Source organism: Armatimonadota bacterium, from assembly GCA_037138755.1.
Taxonomy (GTDB): Bacteria; Armatimonadota; Fimbriimonadia; order Fimbriimonadales; family Fimbriimonadaceae; genus Fimbriimonas.
In genome coordinates, this window is the sequence record JBAXHT010000001.1 from 1,495,823 (window position 1) to 1,512,459 (window position 16,637).

General features: G+C 54.0%; 19 protein-coding genes and 1 tRNA gene. 4 read left to right on the top strand and 16 right to left on the bottom strand.

What is annotated here, in order from left to right; translation table 11 throughout:
• Positions 1-9 precede the first annotated feature (9 nt).
• The 16 genes from WCK51_07080 to WCK51_07155 all read right to left on the bottom strand — a co-directional run bounded on the left by WCK51_07080 (position 10) and on the right by WCK51_07155 (position 13,722).
• Entirely contained in the window at positions 10-723 is a 714-nt protein-coding gene (locus WCK51_07080) for a diacylglycerol kinase (GenBank protein MEI7576638.1), read from the bottom strand.
• A complete protein-coding gene (ybeY, locus tag WCK51_07085; protein MEI7576639.1) occupies positions 720-1,184 on the bottom strand; it encodes an rRNA maturation RNase YbeY in 465 nt (154 codons plus the stop codon). The genes WCK51_07080 and ybeY overlap by 4 nt, the downstream gene beginning before the upstream one ends.
• A 53-nt stretch (positions 1,185-1,237) precedes the next feature.
• Complete coding sequence (gene rpsU / locus WCK51_07090; protein MEI7576640.1) at positions 1,238-1,408, bottom strand: 30S ribosomal protein S21; 171 nt, start codon at positions 1,406-1,408, stop codon at positions 1,238-1,240.
• Positions 1,409-1,492: 84 nt separating this feature from the next.
• Complete coding sequence (locus WCK51_07095; protein ID MEI7576641.1) at positions 1,493-1,915, bottom strand: prepilin-type N-terminal cleavage/methylation domain-containing protein; 423 nt, start codon at positions 1,913-1,915, stop codon at positions 1,493-1,495.
• Between the two features lie 60 nt (positions 1,916-1,975).
• Complete coding sequence (locus WCK51_07100) at positions 1,976-3,202, bottom strand: type II secretion system F family protein (protein MEI7576642.1); 1,227 nt, start codon at positions 3,200-3,202, stop codon at positions 1,976-1,978.
• Positions 3,202-4,914: a GspE/PulE family protein gene (locus tag WCK51_07105; GenBank protein MEI7576643.1), complete on the bottom strand. Its 1,713-nt coding sequence runs from the start codon at positions 4,912-4,914 to the stop codon at positions 3,202-3,204. The genes WCK51_07100 and WCK51_07105 overlap by 1 nt, the downstream gene beginning before the upstream one ends.
• On the bottom strand, positions 4,911-6,740 hold the full coding sequence (locus tag WCK51_07110) for a hypothetical protein (protein ID MEI7576644.1): 1,830 nt from the start codon (positions 6,738-6,740) through the stop codon (positions 4,911-4,913). The genes WCK51_07105 and WCK51_07110 overlap by 4 nt, the downstream gene beginning before the upstream one ends.
• A complete protein-coding gene (locus tag WCK51_07115) occupies positions 6,737-7,408 on the bottom strand; it encodes a hypothetical protein (protein MEI7576645.1) in 672 nt (223 codons plus the stop codon). Before WCK51_07115 ends, WCK51_07110 begins: the two co-directional genes overlap by 4 nt.
• Positions 7,405-7,962, bottom strand: a complete 558-nt coding sequence (locus WCK51_07120; GenBank protein MEI7576646.1) for a hypothetical protein — start codon at positions 7,960-7,962, stop codon at positions 7,405-7,407. Before WCK51_07120 ends, WCK51_07115 begins: the two co-directional genes overlap by 4 nt.
• Positions 7,959-8,564: a hypothetical protein gene (locus WCK51_07125; GenBank protein MEI7576647.1), complete on the bottom strand. Its 606-nt coding sequence runs from the start codon at positions 8,562-8,564 to the stop codon at positions 7,959-7,961. Before WCK51_07125 ends, WCK51_07120 begins: the two co-directional genes overlap by 4 nt.
• Complete coding sequence (gene pilM / locus WCK51_07130; protein ID MEI7576648.1) at positions 8,527-9,702, bottom strand: type IV pilus assembly protein PilM; 1,176 nt, start codon at positions 9,700-9,702, stop codon at positions 8,527-8,529. The genes WCK51_07125 and pilM overlap by 38 nt, the downstream gene beginning before the upstream one ends.
• The gene (locus WCK51_07135) at positions 9,702-11,363 is read right to left on the bottom strand and encodes an HD domain-containing phosphohydrolase (protein ID MEI7576649.1); all 1,662 of its coding nucleotides are present in this window, start codon (positions 11,361-11,363) and stop codon (positions 9,702-9,704) included. The genes pilM and WCK51_07135 overlap by 1 nt, the downstream gene beginning before the upstream one ends.
• A 112-nt stretch (positions 11,364-11,475) precedes the next feature.
• Entirely contained in the window at positions 11,476-12,429 is a 954-nt protein-coding gene (locus tag WCK51_07140; protein ID MEI7576650.1) for a hypothetical protein, read from the bottom strand.
• A 71-nt stretch (positions 12,430-12,500) separates the two neighbouring features.
• Positions 12,501-13,160, bottom strand: a complete 660-nt coding sequence (locus tag WCK51_07145) for a hypothetical protein (GenBank protein ID MEI7576651.1) — start codon at positions 13,158-13,160, stop codon at positions 12,501-12,503.
• The gene (locus WCK51_07150; protein ID MEI7576652.1) at positions 13,150-13,521 is read right to left on the bottom strand and encodes a hypothetical protein; all 372 of its coding nucleotides are present in this window, start codon (positions 13,519-13,521) and stop codon (positions 13,150-13,152) included. Before WCK51_07150 ends, WCK51_07145 begins: the two co-directional genes overlap by 11 nt.
• A gap of 117 nt (positions 13,522-13,638) precedes the next feature.
• Positions 13,639-13,722: transfer RNA gene (locus tag WCK51_07155), tRNA-Leu, on the bottom strand.
• A 45-nt stretch (positions 13,723-13,767) separates the two neighbouring features.
• Between WCK51_07155 and WCK51_07160 the strand changes: the two genes are divergently transcribed.
• The 4 genes from WCK51_07160 to WCK51_07175 all read left to right on the top strand — a co-directional run bounded on the left by WCK51_07160 (position 13,768) and on the right by WCK51_07175 (position 16,634).
• Entirely contained in the window at positions 13,768-14,349 is a 582-nt protein-coding gene (locus tag WCK51_07160) for an ABC transporter ATP-binding protein (protein MEI7576653.1), read from the top strand.
• Positions 14,333-15,001, top strand: coding sequence for a heme exporter protein CcmB (locus WCK51_07165; protein MEI7576654.1), 669 nt, complete (start codon positions 14,333-14,335; stop codon positions 14,999-15,001). The genes WCK51_07160 and WCK51_07165 overlap by 17 nt, the downstream gene beginning before the upstream one ends.
• Positions 14,989-15,732 carry a cytochrome c biogenesis protein CcsA gene (gene ccsA, locus WCK51_07170; protein ID MEI7576655.1) on the top strand — a complete coding sequence of 248 codons (744 nt, stop codon included), beginning with the start codon at positions 14,989-14,991 and terminating at the stop codon, positions 15,730-15,732. Before WCK51_07165 ends, ccsA begins: the two co-directional genes overlap by 13 nt.
• 170 nt (positions 15,733-15,902) lie before the next feature.
• Complete coding sequence (locus tag WCK51_07175) at positions 15,903-16,634, top strand: class I SAM-dependent methyltransferase (protein ID MEI7576656.1); 732 nt, start codon at positions 15,903-15,905, stop codon at positions 16,632-16,634.
• The last annotated feature ends 3 nt before the right edge of the window (positions 16,635-16,637 follow it).

The window sequence follows — 16,637 nt, forward strand, 5'->3', positions numbered from 1 at the left end:
TTGACTCACTTATTTGGGGAGCGTTGCGTAAAGGAGGAGGCCAACTCCGGTGCCAACGGCGGCTCCCAAAACAAGCTCGCTGATGGTGTGAAATTTTGCTTCGTACCGACTCTGCGCGATCACTGCGGCGAGAGTGAGTGCAATTGCGGCAACAACCGCATTGGTTGTGAGCAGTACGGCCCAGGTGGCAAAGAAGAAGCCCAGTGCAGCATGCCCTGAGACGAGTCCACCCTGAAGAACTTGCCCTCGCTTTCCGAGACCCTTACCGATGACGACTGCGATGATACAGAGGAATACCCCGATGATGATTCGGGGGATAACTCCGATCTCTGGAGCCTCTGCACCAAGAGAGACTTTGAGGGTTTCCCAGCGATTCTCACCCAAAACGAGTAAAGATCCGACAACAATCGCGATGATCGTGGTGATCAATACCGCACCCGCGGCGATGTCCTTTGCGAACTTCGCCATAGGGTTATAGTTAGGACTGACGAGATCGACAACGGCCTCGATGGCAGAGTTGAACATCTCGGCGACGACGACCAGCGAGATCGTAAACAGCAAGACAAGCATCTCGCGAAGCGGAAGGTTCACGAAGATACCGAGGAGGATAACGATAAACACGACGTAGAGGTGAAACCTCATGTGCCGCTGAGTTTTGAAGGTGAAAACGATCCCGCGAATCGCCACGCGGAACGGCTCAAAAACGTTTCTTCGTTCGCTCATTCCTCTTCCTGATGGAGTACAGACGTCCAAAAGGCGTCAATCGGCGTCCCGATCATCTCGCCAATCTCGTTCATTCGAGTTTGCATTCTCAGTTTGTCTTCGTCTTGTACGTCATCATAGCCCTTAAGGTGAAGCACTCCATGGACGATCAATGCGATGAGTTCTTGTTCAAGTCCGACTCCCCTTGCAGAGGCCTGTCGCTGTGCGTAGGGCAATGAAATTGCAATGTCGCCGAGTGGGAACGGATGGTTTTGTCCGGAGGGAAAGGTGAGAACGTCGGTCGTGGCGTCAATGCCTCGAAACCTTTGATTTAGTTCTTGCACTTGCTGATCTGTAGTCACTAGGACGTGTACTGATTGGGAAATCTCTTCGATGCCACATACCTTCTCCAGAGCGAGCTGAAGCTTTGAAAGCTCCAGTTCTGACTCGGTTGCATTCTCAACTGAAAAGGGGAATCCCATACATGCAAATGGGGAGTTCCATAACAGAACTCCCCAAAAACTTCATTGACCGATTATCGCTGTGAAACGCGTCGACGAGCTTGTCGTCGTCGCTTCTCGCTTGGCTTTTCGTATGCGCTGTGCTCCTTCAGTTCTCGCAGAACTCCGGCTTGCTGGAGCTTCATGTTGAACTTCTTGAGTGCGCTGTCGATGGATTCGTTGGGTTGAACTGTAATGTAAACCATAGGTTATAGGGAAAGGATACCGCAAAACGAAACGACCGAGTCGGTACCGACTCGGTCGTAACTTCGCTCAAAGAATGATTTGGATTACCAAGTTGTGTAGCCTGTGATGCCCGACCTTACGTTTCCGAGTCCAGACAGGGTTGTGGTGTAGGTGAAATCGCTGGTGCCATCAAAATCCTTTGGGACCGCTTGAAGGTATGGACCTCTCCAGTCGGCTGCCGTCAAAGCGACCAACGTTGCTGTCGAATCGTAGCCCTGCGTTGGTGCGGTTGTAACTGCCAAAGAAGCGAGATCCTTAGGGAATAGTCCTGTATCCGCTCTGAAAAGCTCAACTGCATTACGGGCTAGCTTTAGGTTACTTCGGAGCGCCGACTCCTTGCTTCGGGTCGTCGAGTTCGAGAACTTCGGAATCGCGATTGCAGCAAGCACGGCGATGATGATGATGACGATGAGCAGTTCCACAAGTGTGAAAGCGTTTCGGCGATTTCGGAGCGAAGGTTGTCGCATATTTCCTCTCTTCAATGTTTATTGGTTTACTAGGGTCAATTCTTTAGAACTTTGAGTGAATTATCGAATGTTTTCGACCGCACTGTAGATCGGACCGATGATCGACATCGTGATCGAGCCAACGATGAGTCCCATCCCGACGATCATCAGCGGCTCAATGATGCTAACAAGTGCCTTTAGACGGCCGTCTACCTCAGTCTCCATGGATTTGCAGACGGTGGAGAGTAGTTGCGGCAAGCGCCCCGTTCGTTCCCCCACCGAGATCAGTTGGATGACTTGCTTCGGAAAAATACTGTGTTTGCCAAGTGCCTCCGACATTGAGCTCCCGCGCTCGATGTCGTCCTTTGCTGTGAACAGAGCTTTTTCGAGTTGTGTGTGACCCGCAACTCGAGCTCCCGCTTCAATCGCTGCGAGCAGGGGAACGTTTGAAGCCACAAGCGTGGAGATGGATTGTAACGAGCGAGCAAGCGCGAGCCGTTTCATAAGATCGCCCAAGAGTGGCAAACGTGCGGCCACTCCTGAGAGCACCTTTTGAGAGATTGGGTTTCTCAGGGCAATCGTCAGACCGACGATGAACGCGACTAGCCCTACCGCTGATACGATCGGCTGACTTCGGATAAAATCGCCCGACTTGAGCATCACTTGGGTAGTCAGCGGAAGCTCTGCTTTCATTTGTTTGAACACCACCGCAAACCGAGGCATAACGAATATGATCAGAACTAGAATCGTGCAGCTCGAAACTCCCAGCATGACGCTTGGATAGAGCATCGCGTTCATGATCTTTCGTTTGAGATCCGCGGCGCGTTCCATGTAGGCCGCACCGTTATCAAGGGCTTGATCTAGTCGCCCGCCCGCCTCAGCAACTCGAATCATGTCGACGATGATCGCGGGAAACATGTTGGGAGCGAGCCTCAAAGCTCCCGAAATCCCTTGCCCACTAACAACACCGTCTTTGACCAGACGCATCGTTGCTTCAATTTTTGGAGTGCGAGCACTGCTGATCACGGCATCAATCGCCTCGATGAAAGGAACCCCCGTTTCTGCCATAACGGCAAGGTTGCGAAGAATTCCGGCGGCGTCTTGGGGAGAGATCTTTGATCGAGCGGCTTCCGGTAGAGCTGTACTCTGTTCCGTCTTTTGCGCTTTTGCGCCATCGGGGCGCAAAGCGATGACGCTAATGTCTTGTTTAGAAAGACGATTTTCCGCATCCTCCATCGAGGATGCAGAGATGGCACCTTCGACACGAGTGCCTTTGCCGTCGATCCCCTTGTAGGCGTAGGAGACCATTAGCCTTGCTCCGCAGTGACACGCACGACTTCCTCAATTGTTGTTCGGCCTTCCAATACTTTGTCAGAAGCGTCTTGCCGAAGCGTCAGCATTCCGTTATTGATCGCAGTCTGCTGAATTTCGCTGGCATTCTTGCCAGCCAAGATCATTCGTCGAAGTTCCGAAGTCATTTCAAGAACTTCATAGACTCCCATTCGACCTCGATAACCAGTCTTCGAGCAGTGCTCACAGCCCTTTCCTCTTACAAATGTAGAAGCTGGATCGAGTCCGAGCCGACGGATGTTCTCCGGATCTGGTTTGTACTCTTCGAGGCACTTTGGACAGTTAACGCGAACCAGACGTTGGGCGACCGAGCATGAAACTGAGCCCCCAAGCAGGAAGGGTTCGATACCCATATCAACGAGTCGAGTGATCGCGGAAGACGCGTCGTTGGCGTGGAGCGAGCTCAACACAAGGTGCCCAGTCAAAGCCGCCTCGGTTGCGATCGAGGCCGTTTCTTGGTCTCGAATTTCACCAACCAGAATGACGTCAGGGTCTTGGCGCAGCATCGAACGAAGGCCCGTCGCAAAGGTGATTCCAGCTCTTGGATTAACGTTGGCCTGAGTGATTCCGTCAAGCTGGTACTCAACTGGGTCCTCAATCGTGATGATGTTTCGATAGATCGCATTCAGGTAGTGCAGGCCCGCGTAAAGCGTGGTGGTTTTTCCGGACCCGGTAGGGCCGGTGACCAGAATCATGCCCTGAGGCTCTTGAAGCCTGGATGTCAGTGTCTTGAATCCAGATGCGTGCATGCCAAGCTTCTGAATGTCGATCATGGCCGCGTTTTTATCGAGAATTCGGATAACGATCGTCTCTCCGAAGACGCTTGGATAGGTCGACACGCGGAAGTCAAACTCACCTTGTGGGGCGACAAGAGTACAACGACCATCCTGTGGAGCGCGTCGCTCAGCAATGTCGAGTCCCGCCATCAGCTTGATGCGCGAAGTAAGAGGCATCTGAAGGTCTTTTGGAACCACCATGACTTCTTGAAGGAGACCATCGATACGAACGCGGACGCGCACCCGCCGTTGGTGAGGCTCAATGTGAATGTCCGAAGATCGCATCGCGATAGCACGGATCAGGACGGCGTTCACCAACTTGACGACGGGAGCACCTTCGCCAACTTCGCGAAGCTCGACGACATTGGTTGTGCTCTGGTCGTCATCTTCTTGCGACTGAAGAGTGAGCGAGTCGGTATCAACGCCTCGCACTGCTTCGCCAACAATCTCACCCAGATCGTCGTACGCACCGAATGTTCGGAAGATCGCGTCGCGGACGTCCGTCTCGGTCGCCAACAGTGGGTCGATGTCACGCCCGGTTAGGTTCGAAAGCTCATCAAGGGCAGTGAGATCCAGCGGATCAACCATCGCCATCGTCGCCGAAATGTCAGTGACCTCTATAGGCACGGCCAACAGCCGAACCGCTACGGAGTGGGGAATGATCTTGGCCTGATCAAAATCGAGGTCGGTCTTTGCTAAGTCAACAAACGGCACGCCCATCTGGAGGCCAACTGCCGCCAGATTCTGCTTTTCAGAGATCCTCTTGAGTCGAACAAGAAGATCACCAACCGACTCACGAGTATCCTCGCGTTTAGCGAGGATCTCCATGAGTTCCGCGCGAGAAATCAGTCCTTCTTCGACAAAAATCTCGCTTAGTGGGCGATCAATGTTCATTGTTTGATGATGTTGGGCGTGATGCTGATGATGAGCTGAGACTTTCTCTTCTCAATCCGACGACTTTTGAACAGCTCGCCAAAGAACGGAATGTTGCTCAAAACGGGCAACCGCTGGTAGTTCTTGATGTCTTCCTCTTTCACGAGTCCGCCGATGACCATCGTGTCACCGTCTCGCATGGTGAGTCGGTTCTCACTGCTTCGTGTCGCGAGCTGCGGGTAAGTACCGCCGTTCACATTGAGAAACTCTATGATCGAAGAGACTTCCGGCCGGACGGCCAGGGTGATGCTGCCGTCAGCGGCGATCTGTGCGCTCACATCAAGTTGAATTCCAATCTTGAGCTCCTGCACCGAAAATACAGGTTGGCCATTTGCGTTAAAGCTCGCAACGATCGGGAACTGCCGTTTCTCTCCGATCAGGATCGAAGACGACTCACCATCCATAACATTGATATTTGGACTTGAAAGCAGACGAGCCTTGTCCTTTTGCTCAAGTGCCTTCAGTGTGGCCGCAAAAGAGACTCCGGTTCGCTGGAACGTCCCGAAGTTTGGCGAGGAGTTCGTCACCTCAGAAACGTTGAACTGACCAGGAACCCATTGGATGCCTTGTTCGTTCAAAACGGAATCGGAAACGTCATGGATCGTGACCGTAATCTGAACTTGTCGTCTTGCGATATCAGTTGCGCTAATAATGGCTTCCAACTGGGCAACTGCTTTAGCCGGGCCGCTGATAAGAATGGTTCTAGAGTTATCTGCAGCTTGATCGACAGGAGCAACTGGGGCCCCGCCCCCAGCAGCCGCCACAACGTTGAGTCGAGGGACTAGCGAATTCGGCATTGCAACAAGAGAAACACCGAGCTTTGATACTGCATCTTTCAGTGCGTTGACCAGCGTTGTGGCCCCAAGGTATTTCAACGCCACGACCTTGAAAACGTCGTCAGCTTTAGGCGTCGGTTCGGGATTCGTAGTCGTTGTATTCCCCGGAGCCGTCGGTGTCGCTGTCTTTGTTGGCGTCTCTGACGCATACTCCTCGGGGTACGCCGCTCGAAGAACTGCATCCTCTGCCATCACAAGCGTGTTTCGAACCTTTAGAGTTCGAACGCCTGCCAACGCTGAAATGTGCTTCATTGCTTCGCTCAGTGGCATATCTTTGATGTTCAAAGTCACCTTCTGGTCGGCCTTTGAGATCAGCACGATATTGATGCCGGTCTGTTTGCTGAGCAGTCCAACGACAGTTTCCAACGGGGTAGCCGATAGCGCAACCGAGACTCGCTTCTCCATCGGAGCCGCTGGCTGAGGCTCAAAAAACTTGTTTGCTGCGCCGGCGGGCTGACTAGGATTCTGAACGTGAGGCACTTTTGGCGCCACGGCGTTAGTGAGATCAAGACGCACCTCTGATACTTGGCTTCCGATTGAGATGAGTTGTTCGGGTCCTTGGTCGCCTGGACGCAGCCCTCCCTGAGAAGTGGTTCCTGGCAGCGCTGGCGGTTGGCTCGTGGCGTTGATCGGGGCGGAGACTGGTCGATCCATCGGGCGAACCAGCGTTGCAGAACCGGGATCGCCTAGTTTGATCTTTACTTTGCCCTGAGCGAGCAGGGCTCGCGAGAGGGGTGTTCGCAGGCTCATTTGAATAGGACTGCTGAGCACTGACCCTCCAAACCCTTGCCTCAACAACATTTCGGAGATGCTAACGTTCAGTCGTTTGGGTCCAACACCACGGAAAGCTACTGTCGGAGCCGAAACAAGCTTGGTTGGGGCAACGTACAGCTTGCAGACTAATCCTGAGTTTGAGGTCAAAACAACGGCGAGTGCGAGGGTATCAATCATAGTTGGACCTCCCTTCCAATCCAGACCGACTTGCGTCGACCACGGATAGAGAGAGTGAGTTTTTCAGAGGTCATCGCGATCACGCGAATCCCGTACGGCAATCCTTCGCCTTGGTCTGCGGTGTATTGGCTCTCGCCAATTCGGATGATTGCCACTGGATTTCCAGCGTCAACGAATCCTTCAAATCGAATCATAATCGGCTTTGGAGTGTCTGCATTTTCAGGTGCTTCGCCTCCGCCGGCGGGCAGTTCTCCCGTGGCGGGCAAACCTGGATGGTTTTCAGAAGTCGGATCCAGGGGAGTGGTTTCTCGTTCCGCTTGAGATCCCTTTCGACCAGCCTTTGGGAGCGATGCAGGCGGCTTCTTATCACCAACAGTTGCAATCGGCTTCTTGGGTTCAAGCTTTCCGAAGGGTGTCTTGTCAATCTTGGGAGGAAGGTCGCTTTCGATCTCCTCAGATTCGCCAGGCTCGGTTGCAGGGAGTTTCTCGGACGAAGGTTTGGTCGTGGTTACAGCTGGGTCGGGTGACTTTTCCTTTATCTCAACGGGCGCAGGAGCGGGAGTTGATCCGCTTGCAAACGTCGAGAACAGGCTCGTACCGAGGAAGCCAATCGCGCCCACCGCGACGACTGCGAGAATTACTGCTTGCTTAGGGTTTCCGGTTTTCAACTCTTGACCTCCATCTTCAGGACACGAAGGGTCACTTTTGCGTTCACTTCAGACTGCTTCGTACGACCTTCGTTGATGTCAATTGAATCAACTTCGACCGGATCAGGTGCCGAGCATAGTGTGCGGATCACTTCAAAAACTCCTGTGAACGTTCCGTCGAGCTGAAACTGAACAGTGACCTGAGTCCAGCCCTTGACCTCTGCGGTCGTGTAACGAGAGGCGTAGGGTTGTAAGTCGGGTGCAGTCTGGAACTCAACCAGCCGACAACCATTTAACATCGCTGCCTCATCGATTACGGCCTGAATACGGCTCGCGCTCTTACGCTTCGGCATTCGGACCGTCAGCTTTTTGGACTGCTCAATCGTAGCTTCCATGTTGGCGATGTCTTTTTCAAGACCGACGATCTGTGCCTTGGCTGTAGAAGCGTTGATCATTGAGGCGATCGCAGAACCAGATACAAACAAGCAAGAAGCGGAGAAGAAGGCCCCCACTCCGATTGTCCATCGGCGGATGGCGCGAGAGAGTTTGCCGGTCGCAATGGTTGTAGAAATCACTTGCCCACCTTGACCTTTTTGAGATAGTCAAACACGACGCCATCGTCGCCCATCACCTGACTCTGCCGAATCGCGGTTTGGTTCGACGCCGACACATTTCGTCCTCGTCCGGCTGCTTCAACAAATCGACGTCCGTCGGCCGCGCTCCGGGCATTTGCAACCACCTTGAAGCTCAATTCACCTCCCATTGCCTCGATCTTGAGGCTATCAAAGCGGACGGTCTCGGGTGTGGATTCCAAGAACTTGTGAGACTCGTTGAATAGGTAGTTTCGATATTTGTTGCAGTTTCCTCGCATTTCCGCGAAGTCGAGGGAAGGAGTAACCTCTGCGACGGTCTTCGCGAGTTGCTTCTGATCTCGCAGGGCTGCATCACGTTTCTTAACAGACTCGTTTGTTCCTTCGAAGACATTGCTGCGCCAAGTGCTAACTGCTGGAAGAAGAACCAAACCGGCTAGGCAGACACCGGCCAAAACCAACATTTGTCGCTGAATCTCAACCTGCATCGCGGCACGAGAAGACGACCACTCGTTGAGCAGGTTTACCTCGACGTTAATCGAACGAGTCTTAGCCGACCCTAACCCAGTTAAATTCGCGTCCACCATCTAGTTGGCTCCGGTTCTGTGTGCTCTGACTCAATCCCGCTAGGGCAAGTCCCATGACGATCGTGTAGGCCTCTTGTCGGTTCGATACCGACGCGAAAGTCTCACGGTTGAATCGAGTCATCATTCCCGCGATGGGACGTGCAAACTCGATCCGCAGCCCGAGCTGCTTCTGTAAATAGTCGGCGAGACCTGGCAAACTCACCAGCCCTCCGCAGAGAATTGCTTGATCCAAAATCCCGGCGTAGCTCCGCTCGGGGTGCAGAGATCTAAAATAGCGCATGAGGCGCATGACTTCACGGGTCAGCTTCTCGAGCTGCTCGGTAATGTCGACGATGCCGTAGTCGTCTCCCAACGGCACGCTGAGAATTCCCTTTGAAGAGAGGTTTGTGCGCGGATCGTGCATGACCGTGTCGGCAATTTCGGGAGAGAGATTGAGCGCGTCCCGAACCGCCGAATGGAACATGCTTGAACCAAACTTGACTCCCCGGATGAACTGGAGCTGTTGGTTTTGAACAACGTACATGTGAGTATTGCTTGAACCTAAATCGATAATCGTCAACGAAGCGTCGCGCCAAAGTGCGGATCTTCGATTCAACCGTCGTTCCACAACCCGGAGTATCGCCTGAGCTTCAAGCTCCGCCCGAATTGGTTCAAGACCGGCATAAAGCAGTGCCTCAGAACGGGAGTCGACGATGTTACGCGGAGTTGCGACGACAAGTGCCGAGATTTCGTCGCCATGCACCTTTGCTGTCGCTGCCTCGACGTATGCCGATTCGAGGGGGAAGGGGAGGTGCTTTCGCACTTTGAACTTGGCCGCTTCTCGAATCTCGGATTCTTCCATCAATGGTAGAGTCACCCACCGAAGTACGGCCAAGTTTGACGGAATATCGAAAACCGCGCCCGGGCACGAAATCTGATTATCGCGCAAGAACTTTCCAAAGTTCCGACCAAATTCTTTGGACTCCTCAATCATTCCATTCTTGATCGAACCGGCGGGAGGGATGAACGAGCCAGCAGCACCGATGTCGGTCCGCGCACCAACTTGGTTCAGCATCAAGACTTTGGTCGAACGGGTTCCAAAGTCGACCCCAAGTGAAGTCGTATGATCTCGATTAGCGCTAACTGGCTCAAATAGCATTAGGCTGCTCGATCCTCCAAGCTCGCCTGATTAGCCTCAAACTTTGGACCCCAATAAGCGGAGTAGAGATCATCGAGCTCACCAGCGGCGAGGAGCTCTTTCAGCGCTTCGACGACGACGGAGTCGAATTGGATTCCCGCACCCTTCGAGAGCTCGCCCATAACATGACCCATGTCCATGACGCCTCGATAAGGGCGGCGACTGCTCATCGCGTCAAAGGCGTCGGCAACGCAGACAATGCGGAGTGAGAGCGGAAGTTCGCCACCCTTTAGACCGTCGGGATATCCTGATCCGTCGAGCTTTTCGTGGTGGTTTCGAATGATCATCAAAACGCCATCGCTGAGCATGAGCGGGCGGCAGATTTCGTAGCCAATAACCGGGTGAGACCGCATGAAGTGAAACTCATCGTCGGTTAGTCGGCCGGGCTTGTTCAGGATGGCGTCCGGGACACCGATCTTGCCGATGTCATGGAGAATCGTACCGATTCGGAGTTCTTCGAGCGCGTCTGGCAGCAAACCGAGCTTTGAGCCGATCATGACCGAGAGATCACAAACGCGCTGAGAGTGACCTCTCGTATAGTCGTCGCGGGCTTCAAGCGCGGTCGCTAGCGACTCAAGAGTTCGAAGAAAGGTCGCACGGTTACGCTCTTCCATTCGAGCGTTATGAATCGCGTTCGCGAGAAGGGAAGAAAGGGATTGAAGAAGATCAAGCTCCTCAGCCTCGAGAGCTTCAGCCTCTTCAGTGTTCACAATGGTCATTGCGCCAATGATCTGCTCATTGATTGCCATTCCCACACCCCGAAACTCGCGGTTAAGTAGTGGCACCGAGACTGCGCTCTTGATGGCTAAACCAATTCCGTCGCACTCGACGGTCTCACCGTCTTTTGCCGTCAAAGTGATCGGCTGGCCCTCTTTGGCCACGTAGCCAGAAATGCCGTCTCCCATCGCAACAACCATCGGGAAGAAGAAGTCACCAGATTGCGAAAATGCGGCCTCAGTGATGAGAAGCCCTGGATCCTCATCGGAGGTAAGGACGACCATCCCCGCTGTGGCACCGACATCTTGAATCGCGCTTTTCAATGTTCCTTGAATGAGTTGCCGAAGATCGCCGGAAGCAGCTACGTTCGAAGACGTGTTCATCAACGTCGAGAGTCGTCGATCTCGATCTCGCAGAATGCGATCCTTGGCTTGGAATCGTGCGAGAGTGATTCCGCCGAAACCTGCAAAGATCAATCCGAATCCCGACGAGAGGAGAGACTTCCAGGTTTCGTTGAGGATGGTCCCATAAACGGTGATCCCTATGGCTACGATGGTCACCAGCGTTACTCGCCTGGTGTTACGTGTACTCAAAGCTTCGAAAATGATCGCTGGAATGCTGATCATCCAGACGTTCGCCATGTCCCTGGGTCCGTAAATCGTAGCGGCGATCGGAAGCAGGATGTCAAGAAATCTCGAGTGCGAGACTAGGTTTTGTCCGTACTTTCGATAGGCCTCAGGCTTTCGGATCATGAACTGGATCGCAAGTCCGGAAATCGCACCAAACGCGCATCCACCGAGAATCCATTGTTCGTCTGCGCTGCCCCAGGCGACCACAGCCCAGATCAGCATGAGCGCCCAGCGGGCTTTAAGCCAAAGCTGATCGGCAGCAAAGGATATCTGCAACTCCCGCTTCAAACTATCACCCCGTTGATTACCTGGTCAAAATACATGGCTGTACCGTTAGGTAAATCGGAGAACTTATGGGTTCTCTTTAGGTTTGTTGACTAAAAAAGCTCTACCACATGCCAGGAACACGCATTCGTTTGTCCCAGGCTGGGCTATTCCAGAAGAAGGAATCCTCGACAACCGTCAGCTCCTGGTTCCCTAAGTTGAACTTGTTTGCCCAGATCCCGCCTTCTACGGTAAGGTCGCTTCCACCTGACCGACTAACGATGCCATTGCAGATGAGGTAACCGGACAAGTTGTTTGTCTGTAGGGTGACGTTCCCGTCCACAATAATCAATCCTTGATCAGTTGAGGAATTTCTCGCAAAATTCTTTATGAAGACGTTTCCTTTCACGAATACTGTGCCTCGACCTGAGTACTGCACGTCAAATGTGACGTTCCCGTCGTTGTACCAGAGGCTCTGAAATGCTCCGATAGCCGAAAATGATAAAGAGTTGCAGCTCTGGGTTCCGGATGTCTTATTGCTTGCTGCTGCGGCATAAGCATTGGAGTCCAGAACTGCAACCGTGCTACGCCGGCCCAATCGGAGTGCTCCCGAGACTGTCGGCGTTTCCGTGAGAGAACTCCTTGGTCCATACAAATCTCGCGAAATCTTTACTTGATTTCCTCCAGACTTGTAATCGCCTCCTAGATACACATCGCCGGTTACTAACACATCACCACCGGGTTGGAAATCAGTTTCGCTTCCTAGTCCAAACCAGACGGGCGAAATCGCACCCCGATTACCAATGAAGAACTGTCGCGTCCGAGTCGCCCTCCTTCCGACGACTGCGGTATCAAGTTCGACCATACGGCTCTTCGTACCTATTCCTGCGGAGGCATCAATCGTCACCTTATAGCCGTTGATCGTCAACGATGTCGTACTAGGGATAATCAATGAACCCTCCAACTCCCGTTGCGTGAAGATCGCCTTAAGGCTGTCCTCTATGTAGTCAAACTTCACATCCTCCTCTGTTCGAAACTGTCTCAAAGTCGTAAACTGGCCGACATCTGCGGTGCTCATCAAAATAGTCGAAACCGAGGCAATTAGCACAACACAAAAAATTAACACAGAGCCGCGCTTGCGTCGAGTCCTCACATTGCGCCTCGCCAGTGAAATCGATGGTTGAGATCCAGCCTAGCGGGGCGGCGAGAAGTCGCTAGTCCGCCATCCTCCGGCTCCGACGTTGCAGTCTGAAGGCGAACCCTCACTAACTGGGATGAGGTCACTACAGTGAAAGTAACCGTTCCTGGAATGGAAACTCTCGGTTGTCCCGCCTGCCAAAATGACCAGTCGCGATTGATATCGCTCACCGTTGGAGTCGTGTCGTCGGTGCGGATCGCCATGAACCAAAAACTCCCCGTACTACCCGGCAACCCCAGGGCATCGGCAGAGTAAAACCAGACCCGTTGATTTCTGGAATAGGTTTCACGGAGCATCTTATCGGTAGCGTCGGGCTGCGTGTAGTCTTGAAATCCATCCGCGTCGCGATCAATTCCTTCCTTTGGCAGCGTACAAACCAGAGCCGTCTTGCCGCTGATCGACTTAGTCTCAACTCTGACCGCCCCCATGCAGGCAACTCGCATTGCAGATACTAAAGTCGTCGATGATTGCAATGTGCTAAACCGAGAAACCGCATCCGCCGTACGGATGGCGACAAACGAATACAAAGTAGAAGCAGTGCCGACGATCAGCGCGGTCAGAACCAGTGCCAGGGTCATTTCAATCAGCGTCGAGCCGCGCCTAGTTGACATCCGGACACCTCACGTAAGTCTCAATCGTAATGGTCTCGGTGTAGTTTCTTGGCCCTTTGCTCTCCGGCCAAGACGCCGTCCCAACAATGAGTGCCACCCCAGAGTAGCTGGACCAGGTCGGAGTCGTCTTGACTACGCATGTTTTCCCTCCTGGCAACGTGGCATTGGTCGTGATCACACTGGGTAACGTGGTGGATGTTTGTGCGGTCTGAGTCGTTACCTCGAGTCGATCCTGCAAAGCCGCCAAAGCGACCGCTCTCCGCTCGGTACGTGCGATGTTTCCAACTGCCTGTTCGGCAGTATCCGTCAATGCGGCCGAACAAACGCCAAGAAACGCCGCCGCGACCAAAACTTCGGCCAACGTAGTTCCCCTTTGACGGCGCAAACACCTCACCCAGCAATTATCGGGGCAAAACAGCCAAAGTTGGAGGGGCATCCACAAGCTCAAGAGTCAATAGAAAAGACTCAAGACTACAGTTGGTACCGGGGATGGGACTCGAACCCACACGACTTTCATCAGCGGTGTTTGAGACCGCCGCGTCTACCATTCCGCCACCCCGGCACATTTAGGGCGCGATAAAGAATGTACCCCGTCCATAATGAAGAGGTGATCCTCTCGGCACAAGGAATGAGCAAGCGGTTCGGTCCGCGATGGCTTTTCCGAGGCCTCGATATCGAGATTTCACAGGGGGATTGCCTCATCGTCACCGGCAAAAACGGCTCAGGGAAGTCCACTCTCCTTAAACTCCTTGCCGGTCTCGAGCGACCAACCGAAGGCACCCTGAAAAACGGTTTCGACAACGAGCAATCTAATCGCACGTACTGCGCCCTAGACCAAGCCGTCTTCCCCGTGTTAACGGTCACCGAGCACCTCGAGCTATCTTCCCAACTCCGCTCCCAATTGCCAACTCCCCACTCCCAACTTCTCACCCAAGTCGGCCTCTCGGACCACCAAAACCACCAGGCCCAGCACCTTTCCAGCGGCCTAAGAAGCCGCCTCAAAATCGCCCTCGCGATCCAATCCCAACCCAAACTCCTGATCTGGGACGAACCCGGTGTCGCCCTCGACGAAGCCGGTCGTGAGTTAGTAGCCAAAGTCGTCAAAGAGCAACTCCAACGCGGAGCCCTCGTCCTTGCCACCAACGACCCCGACGAAAGGAGGTTCGGCACCCATGCCCTCGAGCTATAAACCCATCCTCGCTGTCTTCAGAAAAGAGTGGCTCACCGAAAGCCGCACCCTCAGCGGAATCACCACCACCGGCCTTATCTGCTTCGTCAGCGTCGTTATCCTCAACGCGATCACTTTCACCACCAAGCTCAACCCCCTCGTCGCCGCCGGAATGTACTGGATGGTCCTCACCTTTAGCGCCGCCATCAGCCTCCCAAGAACCTTCCTTCAAGAAGAAGAGCAGGGCACGGCCGACTTTTGGCGCCTCTTCGCCACCCCCGAAGCCGTCTTCTGGGGCAAGGCCCTTTTCAACATCACCCAGATGCTGATCGCCACCAGCCTAATGAGCGTCATGTTCCTCATCATGCTCCCCGTCAAGCTCGCGAACCCGCTTGCGTTCGCAGTCAACGGCCTCGCCGGAGCTGTTGCGATCGCCAGCACCGCCACCCTAGCCGGAGCAATCTCCGCCCCCGCCAGTAACCGCGCCGCACTCAGCACTGCTATTTCTGTCCCTCTTCTGATTTTTCTCATCAACCTGGGCATCACCGGAACTGCCACCGCTCTCGGTGAGGGCCTTAAAACTGGGGAAAGTGGCGTGATCGGAATGATTGCGTACGCAATCGCCACAACCACCATCGGCCCTGTGGTTTACTCAAAGATATGGAAAAGCTGACGCGGCCAGTGCTGTTCATTGGAATGCCGCTCGCCATCTGGCACAGCTACCTCGTCGGCGATGCCGCCGGGTTCATGAACCCCGAGTTCGCCCGTATCTTCTTCTGGCACTTCCCGTTCCCGATCATGGCGACCGGACTCGTCTCCGCCGGACTCTGGTTTAGCTGGAAGTACCTGAAAACCCGCGACCAAGCCTGGGACATCCGTAGCCAAAGCGCCCACGAGTACGCGATGCTTTTCATCCTGCTCACACTCGCCAGCGGAGTCTTCTTCAGCAAGGTCCAATGGGGAGCTTGGTGGCAAAACGACCCTCGTCAAGTCAGCTTCCTTCTGGTCAGCACGGTCTACATCGCCTACTTCGTCCTCCGAAGCGCCTTCCCCGACCCCGACAAACGTGCCCAAAACGCCGCTGGCTACGCCCTCGCCGCGTTCCTGCCTTTCCTTTTCCTCACCTTCGTCTTCCCTCGACTCCCCCAAGTCGAATCGTTTCATCCCAGCGAGACGATTATGAAAGGGCGCCTCAAAGGCGGCTACGCAATGGTCACCGTCGAACTGATGATCCTCGTCTGGATCCTCACCGCCTGGGTCTACAAGCTTCGCGCTCGCTCTCTGCTCATCGCACACAAACTGGAAAACAACTATGGATCTCTGGAAAGTCCTCGCCGCTCTGACGTCAATGCTCCTGTGGTTCGGCGTCTGCCTGATGCTCCTTCGGACGGAGAAAGCAGTTAAACGCGCCGAAGAGAAGCTCGACGAACTCTCGAAGTAAAATCTGGAGTGCGGAAACTTGTTCCCGCTTTGGTTTCTAGCGATTCATCGCGGTCGGGAAGGCTCAACAATCTCCACGCCGAGCAAGCTCGGCTGACCCAAAGCGGTAACAAGTTTCCGCACTCCAAATCGCCATGTCCAGCTTCACCGAGATCGCCGAATTCTACGACGATCTCATGAAGCCCGTGCCCTACCGCATGTGGACCAGCTACTACCTCCTCCTCCTCTCCATGCAGGGCGCAAAGCCCAAATCCGTCCTCGACGCCTGCTGCGGAACCGGAACCCTTACCCACATGCTCACCCACGAGGGCCTCGAAGTCGAAGGCTTCGACCTCAGCGAGCCCATGATCCGCCAAGCCCGCCTCAAAGCCGAACGCAGAAAACTCCCCCTCAGATTCGAAGTCGCCGACGCCCGAACCGTCGACATGGGCCGCAAGTACGATGCCGCACTCTGCTTCTTCGATAGCTTCAACAACATCACCGACCCCCAAGACCTGCTCAGAGCGTTTAAGAGAATCGCCGCCCACCTCCCCCCCGGCGGCTCATTCATCTTCGATCTCAACCTCGCCTACGCCTTCGAACAAAAGATGTTCAACCAGCAAGACATGAGCAAATCCAGCAAAGTCCGCTACCGCTGGCGGGGCGACTACGACCCCCGAACCTGCATCATCAAAGTGAACATGCAATTCTGGGTCGGCGAACAACACTTCACCGAAACCCACACCCAACGCGCCTACGAAATCGAAGAAGTTGTCGACCTATTAGACGAAGCCAGCTTCCGCGATATCCGAGTGTTCGAATCCTACACCCTCAACCCGCCGCGAGAGAAGTCAGACCGCGTTCATTTTGCGTGTATAAAGAAGTGATTC

Bases quoted from the DNA above. Each gene is read 5' to 3' on its own strand.
- WCK51_07080 (MEI7576638.1), bottom strand. From the start codon at position 723: ATGAGCGAACGAAGAAACGTTTTTGAGCCGTTCCGCGTGGCGATTCGC.
- ybeY (MEI7576639.1), bottom strand. From the start codon at position 1,184: ATGGGATTCCCCTTTTCAGTTGAGAATGCAACCGAGTCAGAACTGGAG.
- rpsU (MEI7576640.1), bottom strand. From the start codon at position 1,408: ATGGTTTACATTACAGTTCAACCCAACGAATCCATCGACAGCGCACTC.
- WCK51_07095 (MEI7576641.1), bottom strand. From the start codon at position 1,915: ATGCGACAACCTTCGCTCCGAAATCGCCGAAACGCTTTCACACTTGTG.
- WCK51_07100 (MEI7576642.1), bottom strand. From the start codon at position 3,202: ATGGTCTCCTACGCCTACAAGGGGATCGACGGCAAAGGCACTCGTGTC.
- WCK51_07105 (MEI7576643.1), bottom strand. From the start codon at position 4,914: ATGAACATTGATCGCCCACTAAGCGAGATTTTTGTCGAAGAAGGACTG.
- WCK51_07110 (MEI7576644.1), bottom strand. From the start codon at position 6,740: ATGATTGATACCCTCGCACTCGCCGTTGTTTTGACCTCAAACTCAGGA.
- WCK51_07125 (MEI7576647.1), bottom strand. From the start codon at position 8,564: ATGGTGGACGCGAATTTAACTGGGTTAGGGTCGGCTAAGACTCGTTCG.
- pilM (MEI7576648.1), bottom strand. From the start codon at position 9,702: ATGCTATTTGAGCCAGTTAGCGCTAATCGAGATCATACGACTTCACTT.
- WCK51_07140 (MEI7576650.1), bottom strand. From the start codon at position 12,429: ATGAGCACCGCAGATGTCGGCCAGTTTACGACTTTGAGACAGTTTCGA.
- WCK51_07145 (MEI7576651.1), bottom strand. From the start codon at position 13,160: ATGTCAACTAGGCGCGGCTCGACGCTGATTGAAATGACCCTGGCACTG.
- WCK51_07165 (MEI7576654.1), top strand. From the start codon at position 14,333: ATGCCCTCGAGCTATAAACCCATCCTCGCTGTCTTCAGAAAAGAGTGG.
- ccsA (MEI7576655.1), top strand. From the start codon at position 14,989: ATGGAAAAGCTGACGCGGCCAGTGCTGTTCATTGGAATGCCGCTCGCC.
- WCK51_07175 (MEI7576656.1), top strand. From the start codon at position 15,903: ATGTCCAGCTTCACCGAGATCGCCGAATTCTACGACGATCTCATGAAG.